The sequence below is a fragment of the Paeniglutamicibacter sp. NPDC012692 genome, from assembly GCF_042901625.1.
GTDB lineage: Bacteria > Actinomycetota > Actinomycetes > Actinomycetales > Micrococcaceae > Paeniglutamicibacter.
The window spans coordinates 1705327-1721485 of the sequence record NZ_JBIBDE010000001.1; the positions used below are offsets into that span (position 1 = coordinate 1705327).

The following is a 16159-nucleotide window of genomic DNA, read 5'->3' on the forward strand; positions in this document are numbered from 1 at the left end:
TTCGACGAGCAGAATGGGATGCAGCGTGAGCGTACTGGATGAGATCGAAGTCGGGATTCTGCTTCACCTGCTCGAAGACCCCCGAAGCCAAATCGGCGATATTGCCGATTCACTCGGGGTTGCCCGAAACACCGTTTCCTCGCGCATGCGTCGCCTCGAGAGCCGCAACGTGCTCCGATCCGGCGGGCGTGACGTAGACCTGAGCGCCCTCGGATTCGACGTCCTGGGCTTCATCACCCTGGAAGTGGCGCACCGCGAACTTGACCCGGTGCTCACGGCACTGAGGTCCTTGGACCGGGTGCTGGAAGTCCACGAAATCTCGGGACGCGGCGATGTATGGTGCCGCGTCGTCGCCCAAGACACCAAGGACCTGCACCGCACCCTGCGTTCGATCCTGCGCATCCGCGGCGTGCTTCGCACCGAGACATCACTGGCACTCAAGGAACACCTCCCCTACCGGATTCAGCCGCTTCTCCAAGGCCTGCTCAAGCCCGCTCGGTAAACGGAGGCAACGTTTTTCATGAGCTAACCACGCTGGATAGGGCCGTTCCATGTGCAGGCCCGGCGGATGGAACGGCCTTCGAAGCTGGCAATCGACGCGGTGCCGGCACCCGATCGATAGTTTCAGTCGGTCGAAACCACAGATGTTTTTGAACTGGCCAGTGCCAGCTGACTGGCCTCGAGAATCACGCCCACGGCGCGGTCCAAGGCCGAATGATCAAAGCTCATCCGCGGGTGATGCAGACCGGGCTGGACATTGGCGCCGACGGCGAGCATGGAAGCCTGGAGACTCGGGCTGCGTCGGGTGTAGAAGTGGAAATCATCGGATCCGGAGGTGACGACCCTGGGGCGCAGGTACTCGCTGCCAAGCGTCGTGGTGATGGCCTGCGCCAAGATCTCCTCGGCCTGGATTCCGATCACCGCGGCCGGCACCTCATCGCGGAAGTCGAGCTCGATCGTCGATCCCGTTGAGGCCTCCACCGAACGGCAGACCCGGACCAGGCCATCCCGAAGTACAGACATGGCCTCGTTGGTTTGGGCCCTGAGGTCCAGACCGAAAGTTCCGTTGCCCGGGATGACATTGAGGTTCTCGCCCCCGGCCCGGAGCATGGTCATCTTGGCCGAACTGGGGATTTGCGGATCGACCTTGAGTCGCTGCACCCCGGCGGAGATCTCCAGCGCGATGTCCACGGCATTCGCCCCGAGGTGCGGCCTCGCCCCGTGGTGGTCCTCCCCGGTGATCGTGCCGACGGCAAAGAGGCAGGCTCCGTGGGATATGGACGGGGCCAGACAGGGGGCCGGGAGTTCGTTCTGCGGCCGCAGGTGAACGCCGAATAGATATTCCAATCCGTCGGTGACACCCAGCCGCGCCACGAGCTCTGCCCCGTTGCCCAACTCCTCCGCCGGTTGGAAGACCGCGCGGACCGCACCTTCCAGCCGTTCCGCCTTCTCGGCCAGCTCGAGCATCACCGTGGCCACCACGGCCATGTTCGCGTCATGCCCGCAAGAATGGACGGCCTTGGTGGTCTCTTCCACTACCTGTTGCAGGGCGTCCATATCGGCCCTGAACCCGACCCGGGGCTCGCCCTCTCCCACATCGGCGGTGAAGCCGGGGAACGAAGCAAATCTGGTGATCCGTATGCCCGCTCCACCCAACAACTCGGCAAGGTAGTCCGCCGTGGCGAACTCCTGCATGCTGGGCTCGGGATGGTTATGCAGCTGGGTCCATATTTCGTGGATCCGGCGGCGCCGGAGTCCATCCCCCGTCATCGGCTGATTTCACATTCATTCACCGTCAGCTCCGCAAGAACACCCCGATCCACCTCGATACCCAGGCCTGGCCCCTCGGTGATCTGGACCTCGGGCAGGATGAATTGGAGGTTTCCGGGTTCCTTGGTGAACTTCATCGGTCCCGAGAGCTCGGTGGAAACGATGTTGGGGTGGCTGAGCGCAAGATGGAATCCGGCCGCGGAGGCGATGCTGGTCTCCAACATCGATCCGATCTGCACCTTCAGCCCACCCAGTTCAGCCTGCGTGGCCAAGCGGTGGCAGGGAGTGATCCCGCCGCTCTTCATGAGCTTGAGGTTGACCATGTCGACCGAGCGGTCGCGGACGAATCGAACCAGGTCGTCGGCGTCGACCACTGCCTCGTCGGCCATCAGACGGGCGCTGGTGTGCTGGCGCAAATGCCGGAAACCATCGATGTCACCTGCACGGATCGGCTGCTCCACCCAGTCGATCCGGTACGGTTCGAGGGCCTGGATCATTTCCCGGGCTGTGGCAATATCGCTCCACCCCTGGTTGGCATCCACCCGGATGTCCAAGTCATCGTTGATCGCGGACCGCACCGCGCGCACCCGTTCAATGTCCAGCCCGTCCTTGCCGCCGAGCTTCATCTTCAAGTGCCGGTATCCCTGGCTGCGGGCTTGGATGGCCTGTTCTGCAAGGACTTCCGGTGCAAGGATGCTCATCACCTTGGCGATGGTCGGCTGTTCGGGCCGGCGCCCGCCCAGCAGCGCATAGATGGGTCGTTGCGCGGCCTTTCCGGCCAGGTCCCAGCAGGCAATGTCGATTGCCGCCTTCGCCGCGCCGCAACCATGCAAGACCCCATCGAGCTGTTGGTGCACCGCTGTGATGTCGCGCGGGTCCATGCCCAGAATCGCCGGGACCAGCTTGGTTTTCAGGGCCTCGACCACGCCGGTGGGGGTTTCTCCGGTGATCATCTCATCCGGGACGCTTTCGCCATACCCAACCAGACCGTCATCGGTTTCGAGCCTCAGGATAATACTCGGCATCGAATCATACGAGGCATAGGAGACCACGAATGGTTCAAGCAGCGGTACATCGATCAGGGTGACTGTGGCACGGGAAATCTTCATGGAAAAGGGCTCTCTATTCGTCTCGGGCGGCCGTTTGGCAATCGTTGGCAAGGGAAAAGGGGGCGGTGGCACACCGCCCCCTTTGACTACATGACGCTTTCGAGGAAAGCGATGGTCCTCGGGTTCTGCGGGTTGTCCAGCACCTCTTGCGGTGCGCCGGATTCAACGACGACCCCGCCGTCCATGAACACCACCGAATCCCCGGCGCTGCGGGCAAAGCCGATCTCGTGGGTCACGACGATCATTGTCATGCCGTCGGCGGCCAGCTTGCGCATGACATCCAGGACATCGCCGACAAGTTCCGGGTCCAGGGCGCTGGTTGGCTCGTCAAAGAGCAACAGCTGCGGGTCCATTGCAAGTGCGCGGGCAATCGCCACGCGTTGCTGCTGCCCGCCGGAGAGCTGGGCGGGATACGCCTTGGCCAGGTGGGCGAGCCCCACGCGGTCCAGCAATTCGATGCCGCGCTGTTGTGCCTGCTGCCTGGGCAGCTTCTTGACCCCCACGGGGGCCGCGCAAATGTTTTCCAGGGCCGTCATGTGCGGGAAGAGGTTGAAGCGCTGGAAGACCATGCCGATGCCGCGGCGCTGCTTGGCAACTTCCCGCGGGGTCATCTCAAAGATGCGGTTCTGCCGCCGGGCGTAACCGATGAGTTCGCCGCCCACGGAGATCCTTCCGCCGTCGATCCGCTCCAGGTGGTTGATGCAGCGCAGGAAGGTGGACTTGCCGGACCCAGACGGGCCCAGCAGGCACATCACTTCGCCGGGGTTCACTGTCAGCGAGATACCCTTGAGCACCTCGACGCCCGCATAGTGCTTGCGGACATTGCTGGCAACAAGCAAGGGTTGGACGGGTGCCGGGGCCTGCTGAAGCCCGGGGAAGGTGCTTGCCTCGGTCATGGCTTGGTTCCTTTCACGGCTGCGTGGGTCGGGGTCGGGCGGAAGGCTGCCTTGAGCCAACCGATCGGCGTGGGCGCCTGCTGGCGGGAGTTGCCCTTGCCGTAGTGGCGTTCCAGGTAGTACTGCGGGATCGAAAGCACCGAGGTGAGGAAAAGGTACCAGCAGCTGACAACGATCAGCAGTTCCACCTGGCGCAGGTTCTGCGAGGAGATCTGGGTTGCCACCGTGTAAAGCTCCAGCACGGCGATGACCGAAAGCAGCGAGGTGTTCTTCAGCATCGAGATCGTCTCGTTGCCCATGGGCGGGATGATCACGCGCATGGCCTGCGGGAGCACCACCTTGAAGAGCGTGAACGTCGGGGACATGCCAAGGGAGGAAGCGGCCTCGTGCTGGCCGGTGTCCACGGAGATCATGCCGCCGCGGATGATCTCGGCCGAGTATGCCGCCTGGTTCAGCGTCATCGCCAGCAGGCCGGCGGTGAAGGCGGGCACCAGGGTGTTGGTGTCAATGGAAAACACCTTGAAGTCGGTGAACGGGATGCCCAGCGAAATTTGAGCGTAGAGCAGGCCCAGGTAACCCCAGAAAACAATCTGGATCAGCAGCGGGGTGCCGCGGAAAACCCAGACATAGAACCAGGCGAAGGCGTTCATCACCGGGTTGTGCGACAGCCGCATGATGGCCAGCAGGACGCCGAGGATGGTGGAGATGACCATTGCGACGACGGTCATCAGGATCGTCAGACCCACGCCGTTGATGATCCGCGGGTTGAAGATGTAGTTGGTGATCGTGGCGTGGTCGATGTTGGGGTTGATCCACAGCGAGATTGCCAGCAACACAAAGCTGGCCAGGAGCAACGCCGCAACGACCCAGCGCCACGGGTGGCGCAACGGGATGGCAACGATGTCTTCGGTGCCGTCCGCATCCCCGGTGTTTGTGCCGGGCCCCGCCGGGACCTCGCGCTGCGAGGTTGGTGCGGTGACCTGTTTCATTTCTTGTCGGCTTCCAGGTTGATGCCGGCTTCCTTGACGGCGTAATCCGTGAGCTCGTACTTGGCCAGGATCGTTTCGTAGCTGCCGTCGGCGATGATTGCCTTAAGCGCGGCAAGCAGCGCTTCGGAAAGGTCCGAGTCCTTCTTCAGCACACCGATTCCGGTGTGGACCGGCTCGTAGCCGGCGGGGTTTGCCGGATCGTTGATGATGTCGAAGATCTTCCCGCCGCCAGCGGTCTGGGCGGCGTAGGCCGCAACAGCGGAGTCCACGACGTCGGCAATGGCCTTGCCGGAGCGGACCGCGGTCTGCACGTCGGTTTCGATGGGCAGCTCGGAGATTTGGATCGGCTTGGAGCCACTGTCGATGCATTTCTGGTCGTAGCCGCGCAGGATCTTGGCCTGGATCGTGGATTTCTGCACCGCCACAGGCTTGTCGCACAGGTCAAGGACGGTGGTGATGTTCCCGGGGTTTCCCTCGGGGACCAGGATGGAGAATCCGGCGTGGAAATAGTCGACGAAGTCCAGCGTCTGCTGGCGCTCAACCGTGTCATTCATGCCGGAGATGATGATGTCGTTTTTGCCCGATTGCAGCGACGGGATGATGCTGTCGAAGGCCTGGGTCTGCAGTTCGAGCTTTACGCCGAGCTTTGCGCCAAGGGCCTGGGCCAGGTCGTAGTCGAGGCCGGTGAGCTGCTGGTTCTCGTCGAACATCTCCATCGGCGGGTACGGGATGTCGGATGCTACCTTGATGACTCCGGCGTTCTTGAAGCGCTCGGGAAGCAGGGCCGCAACGGCCGGGTCGGCCTTGACCTCGGGAAGTGCCGGTCCGCTCGCGGCCGGAGCTTCGGCCGTCGAACAGCCCGCCAATCCAAGGGTGAGGGCCAGTCCTGCCGTGGCAAGGACCGTCAGGGACTTTACTGCGCGAAATTTGGGGTGCATTTGGTGCTCCTTCGGATGGGTTATGCCTGATCGGTCTTGCTTAGCCGGTACCAACCGCTACGGGTCACGCCGTCTGCAACATGGCCGGAGGCGAGTGCGGGTTCCAGGATCCCGCGCAGCTGGTGCCGCCATTGGGCGGCTTGTTTGTTGTCTCTGGCACGCAACTCGACGATGTCCCCTGGTGCACGGCACCACATTGCTTCATCGGTTTCGTAGAGGAGCGGTGCTCCATCGGGTCCGTGGGCCCGTGCCTTGCCCAGCGTGGCTTCGTCGAATTGGATCTCTTCCACGATCCCTTCGCTGGCCTTGATGCTGCGCTGCGAGGTCAGCGGCCAGAGGGCAACCAGCCGATCGCTCTCGTCGTTCGCATTGACTTCGTCTTCCATCACGCCGTAGAAGTTTTGCGTGTACTCCGATGCCACGGCCCCGAGCTTGGTGAGGTTGAATCGGGCGTTTCGGCTGACTAGCGGATCGAAGGTCCAGGTCATGGATTCGATCCCGCGGGCCAGGGACCAGGCGCGCTGGTGTTGCTTCAGGGCAAAGCCGACTCCCTTGTCACCGGTTCCCGGAAGGACGCCGGCGATCAGCGAGTATGACGCTGCCCCGCCGGGTGAAACGATTGCCACCGCCGCCCCGCACAGTTCTCCCGCATTGTCATAGGCCGCCGTGACGTTGCAGCCGGCGTGTGAAATGCTACGCAGCAAATCAAAGGGAATCGGTGCCCCGTGCGGTGACATGCCCCAGATTCTGACGAGGAGTTCTTCGATCTCCCTGAGCTTGTCGTGTTCGTCCACAACCGTGACGCCGGCTTTGGCTGCTGCTGCGGCGGCGGCCTTGGCCGCTTGGGATGCGATGGGGCCTGCATCAAGAATGAGTGACATGCGTCTACTCTCCATGCATTCCAAAGCCCTGGCTTCAGTGCGCGGCATGAGCTTTTGGGCGAACCATTGTGCTTGGCCACAAGATGGAATAGTTTGTGGCCCATGACTTCGATTGCCACGGCCCCCGACAGCATCACCATCCATGCCCTCTTGCGGGCCATGGCGAGCCCGGCAATCACCCTGCGTTCCCATGGCGCTCCCCCGAAACTTTCGCTGGTTTCCCCCACATTGCACGACCCCCACACCGAACTTGAGGCACCTGCGGGTTCGATCCTGCTGGGCTTGGGGCTCCATCCCGCCGAGCCAAAGACCATGGAGGTCATCCGCAAGGCGGCAGTGGCAGGCTTCGGCGCGGTGATCATCAAGCAATACGGCCGGGAACTGGGGGCCACCATCGCCGCGGCGGACCAGGCAGGCATTGCCCTGCTGACGGTCGACGATGAAATGGGCTGGCTCCAACTCGACGCCCTTGTCGGTTCGGCGCTGAATGCCTCGGCCGAAGCCGACAGCTCATTGTCCACGCTCGGCGTCGGCGACCTCTTTGCCTTGGCCAACGCCATAGCCGCAATGGTGGGCGGCGCGACGACCATCGAAAACCTGCAGGAACAGATCCTTGGGTATTCAACGCTGCCACATCAGCCAATCGACGATGACCGCCGCCAAGGCATCCTTGGACGCCAGGTCCCCTTTCTTCCGGAAAATGCCGCGCAATATGCATCGGTCTTTCGTTCCCGTGGCGCCGTGCGGGTCAAGGGGGTGGACGATGCAATGGACCGGCTGGCCATAGCCGTGCGGGCAGGTAAGGAACCGCTGGGTTCAATCTGGGTGGTCGATGTCAACGGCGATTTGGACTCGGCGGCCGAACGGGCGTTGGTGCGGGCCGCGGACATTGCCGCACTGCACATGCTGCGGGCCCGCAGCGCCTACGATTTGGCCCGCCAGCAGCGCGCGGATTTGCTGCGCAAGCTCATGGAAGGCGGCGACGACGCCACCCTGGTCGCCGAACAACTCGGGCTGCGTCGTTCGGGCCCGTTCGTTGTCGCCGCCTTCCAACCGGCCATGGGACAGGCCTCGGAGATGGCATTGACCAGGCTGCTGGACTTGGTCACAACCGAGTGCGAGACCTACCGCGGGGGCGCGCACTGCGTGCTTGTGGGCACCACGGTCTACGCGCTTTTCGCAAGCACCGATCCCTCCCCCTTCGGGCCCGTCGAGGCGCTGGCCCGGCGGGTGACCGAACGTTCCCGGGTTTCTCTCGCCGTTGATTTGCGCGTGGCAACCGGTTCAGCGGTCATGACGGTATCGGACATCAACCGCTCACGGCACGAGGCCGACATGGTGTTGTTCATGCTCACTTCGGGAAACGATTCAAGCTCCTATGCGTGCGCTCAGGATGTCCGCAGTCGGCTGGCCCTGCTGGAATTAGCTTCCCACTTCCGCAAGCTGCCCCACCTGCTCTCGCCTGCCGCCGGGAAAATCGCGGCCCACGATGCCGAGTCGAACACCGAGTACGCGAAAACGTTGCGGACATACCTCGACTGCTCCCGTGATTCGGCCCGAACCTCAGCTGCACTGTCATTGCATCAAAATACGTTGCGGTACCGCCTCAAGCGGCTCCGCGACCTCTTCGGCGTCGACCTTGACCAGCCCGAGGATACGCTGCTGCTCTGGTTGAGTCTCCATGTGCTGGAGTTCAGCTGACCTGATACGACCAACCGCGGGCGAATCGAGGGCCGGTTCAACCAGGGGAAAACCCTTGCTTATGGAGTGCCGTCGGCTTCATCACTCGTTTCCGCACCACCTCGTCGCAAGCACTCAAGCACGCTTGAATTCAAGCTGACCCGCCCCCAGGGTGGCGCCATGGAAGCACAGTTCCCGGCCGGCAGGGCTTCCATCGGTACCATTTCCGGACAGTCCGGGGTCAGCGTTTCGGCCCTGCATCACTAGGAGGAGCAGGGCCTGCTTGCCTCGTCGGGTCGGTTGAACAACCGGCACTTCTTCAGGCGCACCGGCCTGCGCCCGCGGGTCTTCACCAACGCCGCGCCAAAGCTCGGGTTGGGCATCGGCGAAATCCGCGAGTCGCTGAGCACCCTCCCGATGCAGACCGCGCCGTCACCCGCCGAGGAACGCGGGAATCACCCGGCGTGATGTCCGTTTTTCCCCTGCACCCGGACAACAACCCGTCAAAGTCGAGGCCCGGGGCTCCGTGTTCTGTACCTTGCTTTGGTACCTGCGGATGGGGAACGGGTGGGCGAACTCCTCCCTGGGACTTAGTTCGGCCTCCGGAACATGAACCCCAGGTCCGATGTGCCCGGCGTCCCGGTGTTTCTAGGCTGGAAGCATGACAAGTATCGCTCTGCGCTCCACCGTGGCCTCCAACCGATTCAAGATGCTCGGGTTGGTATCCACAACAGTATTGGCGGGCCTCGCCATGACAGGCTGCTCGGCCTTGGGCATCGAAACGAAGTACGACAAGACCTCCAGCTACGAATTCGCGACCGGAACCGAAGGCAAGGAAAAGGACGTCGTCCCTGCTTGGGTTCCGGATCAGGCAACGGAGTTGAAGGAAGTCCAGCGGACCACTGGCAACGAACGCATCCTGCGCATGAAATATGCCGGCGCGTTGCCCGAAACCTGCCACGCACTGGGAACCGCCGGAAAGCCGACGGCCGAGGAACTCGCATCTGGCTTGAAGACCGAGCAGGGCGTCAAGCCCGGTGACATCGACGACGTCGTGGCCAAGCAATACCAAACGCCGTTGCTGAGCGCCGACTGGTGGCCAACGGGCCAGGAAAACCAGAGCACCCATCTATGCGGCAAGTGGTGGGTTTCCCAGAAGTCGGGAGTTCTCTACGCCTTCTCCCCCGAACAGCAGAGCATCGCCGAACCGGTATTGGCTGAGCAGGCAGCGATACAGCGTGCGGAAGTGAAATAGCAGAGGCGTTGCCCTCGGTGTCGCAATTGAAACGACGGCGAAGACAACGCCTCTGCTGGCATGGAACGGAGCAGCTAGCCGTTGATGACCTGCGGCTGGCCCAGGGCCTTGAGTCCGTCGACGCCGAACTCGACGCCGTAGCCCGAGGTCTTGGCGCCGCCGAACGGGATGCGCGGATCCACGCCGCCGTGGCTGTTGATCCATACGGTGCCGGCCTGCAGGCGTGCGGCAACCGCGCGCGCAGCATCGCGGTCGGAGGACCACACGGAGGCACCCAATCCGACGTCCAGCCCGTTGGCCAGAGCCACCGCCTGCTCGATCGAGTCGACCTTGACGATCGGGAGGACCGGGCCGAACTGTTCCTCGACCACCAGCGGGTTGTCGGTGGCGATGTCCGCGATCAGAGTGCTCGGGTAGAAGTAGCCCGGCTGTTCCGCCTGCGGGTCGGCACCGAGCAGCACGCGGGCACCGGACTCGGTGGCCTTGCGGACCAGCGAGTCGACGATGTCGTACTGGGCCTTGTTCTGCAGCGGACCAAGCACGTTGGCCTCGTCCAGCCCCACGCCCATCGGCATGTTCTTGGCGACCTCGGTCAACGCCTGGCACACGTCTTCGTAGATGTCGGCATGCACGTAGAGGCGCTTGAGCGCTGCACAGGTCTGGCCGGTGTTGATGAACGCGCCCCAGAACAGGCCCTCCGCGATGGCCTTCGGGTCCGCGTCGGGCAGCACGATTCCGGCGTCGTTGCCGCCCAGTTCCAGGGTCAGGCGCTTCACGGTGTCGGCGGAGGACCTGATGATGGCCTTGCCGGTGGCCGTCGATCCGGTGAACATGACCTTGTCGATGTCCTTGTGGGTGCTCAGCAGCTGCCCCACGTCGCGGCCGCCCGCGACAACATGCAGGACGCCCTCTGGCAGCACCTGGTTGATGACGTGGACCAGGGCCAGCACGCTCAGCGGGGTGTATTCGCTCGGCTTCATCACCACGGTGTTGCCCATGCGCAGGGCCGGGGCCAGCTGCCAGACGCTGATCATCATCGGCCAGTTCCACGGGCCGATGGCGCCGACGACGCCGAAGGGGCGGTAGTGCATCTCGGCGTAGGTGGTTCCGTCGTCGACGATGACCTCAGCCTCGAGGTCGAATGCGGCAGCGGCACGCAGCCAGGCCACGGCTCCGCCGACCTCGAAGCGGGCGTTCGGCCCGTTAAGCGGCTTGCCCTGTTCGCGCGAGAGCAGGTGCGCCAGCGCCTCGGCGTTTGCCTCGATGGCGTCGGCAGCCTGGTTCATCAGGGCGCGGCGGGCATCGTGGCCCAGCGCGTCCCACTCCGGCTGTGCCGCATGGGCGGCGGCGATGGCCGCCTCAAGGTCGGCAACCTCGTGTTCCGGCGCACGGCCCACCAGCTCACCGGTGGCCGGGTCAAGGATTTCGCGCCCACCGGTGGCCGGTTGGATGGCGGCCAGCAGTTCGTCGGCAGTGGCGTAGGTGGCAACGGTGTTGGTTTCGGTGCTCATGGATCGTTCCCTTTTCTTGTCTCTTGGATTGCCGGAAGTCTTGATTGTTGAAGCGGTCGTTGAACGCTCGGTGGTTTAGGGCTGCACGACATCTTCGTCATCGGCCAGGTCGCCGCCGTGCCCAACGCCGGCGTAGATCGCCGGTTGGGTGGAGCGCAACCTGAACGCCCACAGCAGGCCGAGGACGCCGGGGGCCACCACGAGTGCCGGAAGCAGCCAGCCCAGGACGCTGGCGCCTTGAAGGCCGATCAGCACGTCGAAGTTCGCCACGATCGCCCCGAAGAGGACGACGAGCGCGATCCCGGCGATCGACGGCGCCACCACTGTGGTCCACTTTCCGAGCCCGTGTGGTTCGCTGCGGAAGTAGCCGATGACCGCGAAGCTGGTCAGCGCCATGAGCATCACCAGCCCGAACGCACCGGTGTTGGTGAGCCAGGTGAACAGCGTGAACACGGGGAACATGACGTCGGCTCCGGCGCCGGCGATGGCGAAGACCACCAGGACCAGCAGGGCCAGCGCCGACTGGGTCAGCGAGCCGACCACCGGTGCGTGGGTGCGCGGGTTGGTCTTGGCCATGGCCGCGGGCAGCACTCCCTCGCGGCCCAGAGAGAAGAGGTAGCGGGCAACCACGTTGTGGAAGGCGATCAACGCGGCAAGCAGGCTGGTGATGAAGAGCAGGTTCCCGAGGGTGACGAACCATCCCGGGGTGTGGGCGGCCAGGAACCCGAAGACCAGGCCGGGCCCGGCCGCGGAGTTTTCGATGACGGCGCTGTGCCCCTCGCCAACGGCCATGGCCCACGCAGAGAGCGCGTAGAAGACGGCGATAATGCCGATCGCGATCAGCGTGGCCCGCCGCGGGGTGTTCTTGGGGTCCTTGACTTCCTCGCCGTAGATGGCGCCTGATTCGAAGCCCATGAACGCGGCGATGCTGAAGGCCAGGGCGGCTCCCGCGCCGGCGGTGAAGAGGCTTGCCGGTTGCAGCGACTCGGTGGAGATTCCCTCGGGAGCGACCTTGAAGGCCAGCACGTCGTAGACGATGACAACGAGGAATTCGCAGGCCACGACGATGCCCAGCACCTTGGCGGACAGGTCCACCTTGTTCACGCCCAGGATGGCCACGACGGCCCAGCCGATCAGGGCGCAGACCCACCACGGGACCGGGAGCCCCAGGGACGTGCCCAGGAAATCGGCGAGCGCGAAGCCGAACATCCCGTAGATGCCGATCTGCATCGCGTTGTAGCTGACCAACGCCACCCATGCGGCGCCGATCCCGGTGGGCTTGCCCAGGCCGCGGGCCACGTAGGCGTAAAAGGCGCCGGCGTTCTGCACGTGCTGGCTCATGGCCGTGTATCCCACGGCGAACACCAGCAGGACCAAGCCGAGCACGACGAAGGACAGCGGGATGCCGAGCACGCCGGTGACCGCGTAGTTGCTGGTGACTCCCCCGGCGACCACCGTCAGCGGCGCGGATGCCGCGATGATCATGAACACCAGCGCAGGCACGCCGAGCGTGCGCTTGCCCAGGCCCGGTGCCCGGGTGTCCGTTGATTCGATCGATGTTGCCATGGGGATTCCTCCTTGAAGCGTGTGTACCTACAGCCTGCGCTTTGGAGGGCACCGGAGGCTTGGCTTTGCGTGAGCGGCACTTGGCGATTCGTGCAGGGTTATTCGGCGGCCTCCGGTTCCGGAGTGCGGGACACGGTCCTGAACCCGCAGTGGCTGCTCGAGGAATCGGGTGAATTCCGGCTCCTCGCCGCCACCCGGTAGCGGTTGCAATACGACTCGTGGCAGAGGAACGATCCCCCGCGCATGACCCGGCCTTCGCCGAAGGGAGGGCCCTGCGGATCAAGTACCGGGCTCCGCTTGTAGTAGCGGGGAAGGAACCAGTCGGCGCACCATTCCCAGACGTTTCCCGACATCTGCCACAACCCGTACCCGTTGGGTTCGAAGGAACGTGCCGGCGCCGTGGCGCCGTACCCGTCCTCCCCGGTGTTCAGTTGCGGGAAGCTGCCCTGGAAGATGTTGCATTGGTGCCCGCTGCCGGGGGTGAGTTCGTTGCCCCACGGATAGCGTGCGCCCTCCAGGCCGCCGCGGGCCGCGTATTCCCACTGGGCCTCGGTGGGCAGGGCCCGCCCGGCCCACGCGCAGTAGGCCATCGCGTCATTCCAGCTGATGTGGACCACCGGGTGGTCGTCCTCGGCGGAGGAGCCTGCGCCCAGGGGTTCGCGCCAGCTGGCACGGGGAACGTTGACCCACCACTGCAGGCCGGCCAACCGGCGGCTATCGGCGGGCCAGCTGGCTTCGTCGCCCAGCTGCAGGTGGAACACGGCCGAGGAGCCAAAGCGTTCGGCCTCCGTCATGTGGCCGGTCTGCTCGGCGAACTGCGCGAACTGCAGGTTGGTGACGGCGACGGCGTCCATCCCGAATTCGGCGACCGCCACCCGGTGCACCGGGGTTTCCCCGTCGGCCGGGTAGCCCTCCGCGAAGTGGTCGCCCATCAGGTAGCTGCCTGCCGGCACGCGGACCTGTTCGATCCCGTGCCGCGGCCCGCCCTCGGGGGTGCGCCCGAGGCCGGATTCGCGGCCCGCGCTTGGGAGCACGGCCTGGCCCGCTGTTTGGGCCACGGATCCTCCGGCGTTCGGTGCGGGCTGGCAGCACGACACGTGGTTCTCCTTGTTTCGGGGTGGACGGCTGTTGGTTCGGCTATGCGGCGAAGGTCGGCGTGGGTGCAAGGTCGCACACCCGCGCCATTTCCTCCAGCAGCGCGCTCTCCAGGACACGTTGCAGCTCGGCCGCCTGCGGCTGCCCGGCAACGTTGTGCAGTTCCCGGGCATCGGTGCGGTGGTCGTACACCTCGATGCCGGGGGCACCGAAGTACCTGGTCAGCCGCCCCTCGGCGGTCACCACGCTGCGCATGCGCACCGGCGCCGGCAGCCCGTCGATGGAGAAGGGTTGGTCCTCCTCGATCAGCACCGCGTCCCGTATCGTATCGGCCGAACCGTCCAACAGGGGTTGCATGCTGCGGCCCTGGATCCCGTGGAACGCACGGACCCCGGCCAGGTCGAGCATGGTGGGGGCCAGGTCTGCCGTCGAGACCAGGGCGTTGCTGCGACGCTGCCCGCCGCCGTCCCTCCCCGGGATGCGGATGACCAGCGGCACCCGGGTCACCGATTCGTAGTGGACGAAGTGCTTGAGCATCAGCCCGTGGTCGCCGAACATGTCCCCGTGGTCGGAGGTGAAGACGACGATGGTGTCCCCGTCGCGTCCCGAGTCCTCCACGGCCTTCAGGATCCGGCCGACCTGCGCGTCCATGAGCTCGATCAGCCCGTACTGGGCGGCCGCGGCCCGGCGGTACTGGTCCTCGGAGACGGCGAAGGCCATCGTGGCGTCGCTGTTCGGTGTTCCGCGCTCGGCGATCATCCTGCGGATGTGTTCGGGCGAGCCGCTGTGGTCCTGCTCGAACCCGTTGGGCAGGTCCATCGCCGCGGGGTCGTACAGGCCCGCGTATTCCTTGGGCGGGGCAAAGGGGTGGTGCGGGTCGGGGAAGGAGACGAAGAGGAAGTACGGGTCCCCGGACGCGGCGGCGTCCGTGATCCTCTCGGCAGCCCGCTCCCCCACGTAGGTGCTCGGGTGGACGTCGACGGGAATCGAGGTGGTGTACACCTGGTCCCAGCCGGTCGGCGGCTTGGCGCTGGCCTCCGGCCCGCCGGCGACGCGCGGGTCGACCCCGTGCTCGCGCGCCCAGTGCACCCAGTGTCCGCCCGGGGCGTCCCCGTGGCCGATCACCAGGTCGACCTCCTGGTAGCCGTAGTAGTCCTCCGGCATGGACACGAAGCCGCGCTCGTGGCGCGCCCGGTTTTCCCACTGGTCCCATCCGGCCTCCCGCGTGCGTCCCACGGCCCGGGCCGTGCGGGCGTCGATGAGCCCGGGGTCGGTGTCCCGGATCTGCTCGGCCTGCTCGGGCTCGAAGTCCCACCCCATGTTCTGGTGGTGCAGCTTGCCCACGGCGGCGGTCCGGTATCCGGCCTGCGCGAGCGAGCGCACAAAGGTGGAGCTGTCCGGGTCCAGCGAGATCCCGTTGCACCGGGTGCCGTGCACCGAGGGCCAGCGCCCGGTCAGCAGGCTGGCGCGGTTGGGCATGCAGGTCGGGTTGGCCACGAAGGCGCGGTCGAACACCGCTGCGTCGCCGGCCAGCCGGTCGAGGTTCGGGGTGCGCACCTCGGTGTTGCCGTTGAAGCCCAGGTGGTCGGCGCGCAGCTGGTCGGCGATGATGAAGACGATGTTGGGCCGGCCCGCGCCGGTGTCCTGGCCTGCGCTCATGACTGGGCCTGGCGGATCAGCGAGAGCGTGCGGGTGCGCAGCTCGGCGAAGCGCGGCAGGGCGCGGGTGCCGATCTGCTCGCGCTCACCGGGCAGGTCCACGTCGATGACGTCGAGCACCCGGGCCGGCTTGGAGCCGATGGCCACGATCCGGTCCGAAAGGTACACGGCCTCGTCGATGTCGTGGGTGACCAGCAGGATCGTCATGCCGAAGTCGTCGCGGATCTTCAGGCACAGGTCCTCGAGCTCGAATCGGGTCTGCGCGTCGACCGAGGCGAACGGCTCGTCCATGATCAGGATTTCCGGGCGGTAGGCCAGGGCGCGGGCGATCGCCACGCGCTGCTGCATGCCGCCGGAAAGCTGCCACGGGTACTTGTGGTCCGCGGCGCCCAGCCCGACGGCGGCCAGCGCGGTGTCGCAGCGGGCCTTGAGCTCGGCCGGGTCCAGGCGCAGGTGGCGCAGCGGCAGCACCAGGTTCTTGCGCACGGTCAGCCACGGCATGAGCGAGCGCGAGTAGTCCTGGAAGACCAGCGCCATTTCCGGCGGCGGCCCGGAGATGGCCCGGCCGTCGATGCTGATGGTTCCGCCGGTGCTCGGGTGCAGGCCGGCGAGGCACTTGAGCAGGGTGGTCTTGCCGACGCCGGAGGGGCCGACGATGCACATGATCTCGCCGGCCTCGGTGGAGAACGTGAGGTCCCCGATGACGTGCGCGGCGGCCGGGCCGGAGCCGTAGCTCTTGGCCAGCGACTGGACCGTGAGGCGCGGTGTTGCAGTTGAGGTTTCCATGGGTTCCTCCGAACCTAAGCGAATC

General features: G+C 65.3%; 15 protein-coding genes. 4 read left to right on the plus strand and 11 right to left on the minus strand.

What is annotated here, in order from left to right; genetic code table 11:
• Nucleotides 1-25 precede the first annotated feature (25 nt).
• Entirely contained in the window at nucleotides 26-502 is a 477-nt protein-coding gene (locus ACFY5D_RS07985; RefSeq protein ID WP_387527389.1) for an Lrp/AsnC family transcriptional regulator, read from the plus strand.
• Between the two features lie 122 nt (nucleotides 503-624).
• Here ACFY5D_RS07985 and ACFY5D_RS07990 read toward each other — a convergent pair whose 3' ends face one another.
• The 6 genes from ACFY5D_RS07990 to ACFY5D_RS08015 all read right to left on the minus strand — a co-directional run bounded on the left by ACFY5D_RS07990 (nucleotide 625) and on the right by ACFY5D_RS08015 (nucleotide 6583).
• Nucleotides 625-1770 carry an amidohydrolase gene (locus tag ACFY5D_RS07990; RefSeq protein WP_387527391.1) on the minus strand — a complete coding sequence of 382 codons (1146 nt, stop codon included), beginning with the start codon at nucleotides 1768-1770 and terminating at the stop codon, nucleotides 625-627.
• Entirely contained in the window at nucleotides 1767-2879 is a 1113-nt protein-coding gene (locus tag ACFY5D_RS07995; protein WP_387527394.1) for a mandelate racemase/muconate lactonizing enzyme family protein, read from the minus strand. Before ACFY5D_RS07995 ends, ACFY5D_RS07990 begins: the two co-directional genes overlap by 4 nt.
• Nucleotides 2880-2965: 86 nt before the next feature.
• Nucleotides 2966-3775 carry an amino acid ABC transporter ATP-binding protein gene (locus tag ACFY5D_RS08000; RefSeq protein WP_387527397.1) on the minus strand — a complete coding sequence of 270 codons (810 nt, stop codon included), beginning with the start codon at nucleotides 3773-3775 and terminating at the stop codon, nucleotides 2966-2968.
• On the minus strand, nucleotides 3772-4764 hold the full coding sequence (locus ACFY5D_RS08005; RefSeq protein WP_387527400.1) for an amino acid ABC transporter permease: 993 nt from the start codon (nucleotides 4762-4764) through the stop codon (nucleotides 3772-3774). The genes ACFY5D_RS08000 and ACFY5D_RS08005 overlap by 4 nt, the downstream gene beginning before the upstream one ends.
• Nucleotides 4761-5702: an ABC transporter substrate-binding protein gene (locus ACFY5D_RS08010; protein ID WP_387527403.1), complete on the minus strand. Its 942-nt coding sequence runs from the start codon at nucleotides 5700-5702 to the stop codon at nucleotides 4761-4763. Before ACFY5D_RS08010 ends, ACFY5D_RS08005 begins: the two co-directional genes overlap by 4 nt.
• A gap of 20 nt (nucleotides 5703-5722) precedes the next feature.
• Nucleotides 5723-6583: a hypothetical protein gene (locus ACFY5D_RS08015; RefSeq protein ID WP_387527406.1), complete on the minus strand. Its 861-nt coding sequence runs from the start codon at nucleotides 6581-6583 to the stop codon at nucleotides 5723-5725.
• Nucleotides 6584-6685: 102 nt separating this feature from the next.
• Here ACFY5D_RS08015 and ACFY5D_RS08020 point away from each other — a divergent pair, with 102 nt between their 5' ends.
• The 3 genes from ACFY5D_RS08020 to ACFY5D_RS08030 all read left to right on the plus strand — a co-directional run bounded on the left by ACFY5D_RS08020 (nucleotide 6686) and on the right by ACFY5D_RS08030 (nucleotide 9518).
• Complete coding sequence (locus ACFY5D_RS08020; protein WP_387527409.1) at nucleotides 6686-8284, plus strand: PucR family transcriptional regulator; 1599 nt, start codon at nucleotides 6686-6688, stop codon at nucleotides 8282-8284.
• Nucleotides 8285-8563: 279 nt separating this feature from the next.
• Entirely contained in the window at nucleotides 8564-8731 is a 168-nt protein-coding gene (locus ACFY5D_RS08025; RefSeq protein WP_387527412.1) for a hypothetical protein, read from the plus strand.
• 193 nt (nucleotides 8732-8924) lie between these two features.
• A complete protein-coding gene (locus tag ACFY5D_RS08030; RefSeq protein ID WP_387527415.1) occupies nucleotides 8925-9518 on the plus strand; it encodes a hypothetical protein in 594 nt (197 codons plus the stop codon).
• A 74-nt stretch (nucleotides 9519-9592) separates the two neighbouring features.
• Here the strand turns inward: ACFY5D_RS08030 and ACFY5D_RS08035 are convergent, their stop codons facing one another.
• The 5 genes from ACFY5D_RS08035 to ACFY5D_RS08055 all read right to left on the minus strand — a co-directional run bounded on the left by ACFY5D_RS08035 (nucleotide 9593) and on the right by ACFY5D_RS08055 (nucleotide 16134).
• Nucleotides 9593-11029, minus strand: a complete 1437-nt coding sequence (locus tag ACFY5D_RS08035) for an aldehyde dehydrogenase family protein (RefSeq protein WP_387527418.1) — start codon at nucleotides 11027-11029, stop codon at nucleotides 9593-9595.
• Nucleotides 11030-11104: 75 nt separating this feature from the next.
• The gene (locus ACFY5D_RS08040) at nucleotides 11105-12595 is read right to left on the minus strand and encodes an APC family permease (protein WP_387527421.1); all 1491 of its coding nucleotides are present in this window, start codon (nucleotides 12593-12595) and stop codon (nucleotides 11105-11107) included.
• Between the two features lie 98 nt (nucleotides 12596-12693).
• The gene (locus ACFY5D_RS08045; protein WP_387527424.1) at nucleotides 12694-13653 is read right to left on the minus strand and encodes a formylglycine-generating enzyme family protein; all 960 of its coding nucleotides are present in this window, start codon (nucleotides 13651-13653) and stop codon (nucleotides 12694-12696) included.
• A 79-nt stretch (nucleotides 13654-13732) separates the two neighbouring features.
• Nucleotides 13733-15349, minus strand: a complete 1617-nt coding sequence (locus ACFY5D_RS08050) for a sulfatase (protein ID WP_387527427.1) — start codon at nucleotides 15347-15349, stop codon at nucleotides 13733-13735.
• Entirely contained in the window at nucleotides 15346-16134 is a 789-nt protein-coding gene (locus ACFY5D_RS08055) for an ABC transporter ATP-binding protein (RefSeq protein ID WP_387527430.1), read from the minus strand. Before ACFY5D_RS08055 ends, ACFY5D_RS08050 begins: the two co-directional genes overlap by 4 nt.
• Nucleotides 16135-16159 lie beyond the last annotated feature (25 nt).

What these genes read in the sequence shown, in the direction of transcription:
- ACFY5D_RS08035 (WP_387527418.1), bottom strand. Translation starts at nt 11,029, where the DNA reads ATGAGCACCGAAACCAACACCGTTGCCACCTACGCCACTGCCGACGAA.
- ACFY5D_RS08030 (WP_387527415.1), top strand. Translation starts at nt 8,925, where the DNA reads ATGACAAGTATCGCTCTGCGCTCCACCGTGGCCTCCAACCGATTCAAG.
- ACFY5D_RS08010 (WP_387527403.1), bottom strand. Translation starts at nt 5,702, where the DNA reads ATGCACCCCAAATTTCGCGCAGTAAAGTCCCTGACGGTCCTTGCCACG.
- ACFY5D_RS08055 (WP_387527430.1), bottom strand. Translation starts at nt 16,134, where the DNA reads ATGGAAACCTCAACTGCAACACCGCGCCTCACGGTCCAGTCGCTGGCC.
- ACFY5D_RS08000 (WP_387527397.1), bottom strand. Translation starts at nt 3,775, where the DNA reads ATGACCGAGGCAAGCACCTTCCCCGGGCTTCAGCAGGCCCCGGCACCC.
- ACFY5D_RS08015 (WP_387527406.1), bottom strand. Translation starts at nt 6,583, where the DNA reads ATGTCACTCATTCTTGATGCAGGCCCCATCGCATCCCAAGCGGCCAAG.
- ACFY5D_RS08020 (WP_387527409.1), top strand. Translation starts at nt 6,686, where the DNA reads ATGACTTCGATTGCCACGGCCCCCGACAGCATCACCATCCATGCCCTC.
- ACFY5D_RS08005 (WP_387527400.1), bottom strand. Translation starts at nt 4,764, where the DNA reads ATGAAACAGGTCACCGCACCAACCTCGCAGCGCGAGGTCCCGGCGGGG.
- ACFY5D_RS08040 (WP_387527421.1), bottom strand. Translation starts at nt 12,595, where the DNA reads ATGGCAACATCGATCGAATCAACGGACACCCGGGCACCGGGCCTGGGC.
- ACFY5D_RS07990 (WP_387527391.1), bottom strand. Translation starts at nt 1,770, where the DNA reads ATGACGGGGGATGGACTCCGGCGCCGCCGGATCCACGAAATATGGACC.
- ACFY5D_RS07995 (WP_387527394.1), bottom strand. Translation starts at nt 2,879, where the DNA reads ATGAAGATTTCCCGTGCCACAGTCACCCTGATCGATGTACCGCTGCTT.
- ACFY5D_RS08050 (WP_387527427.1), bottom strand. Translation starts at nt 15,349, where the DNA reads ATGAGCGCAGGCCAGGACACCGGCGCGGGCCGGCCCAACATCGTCTTC.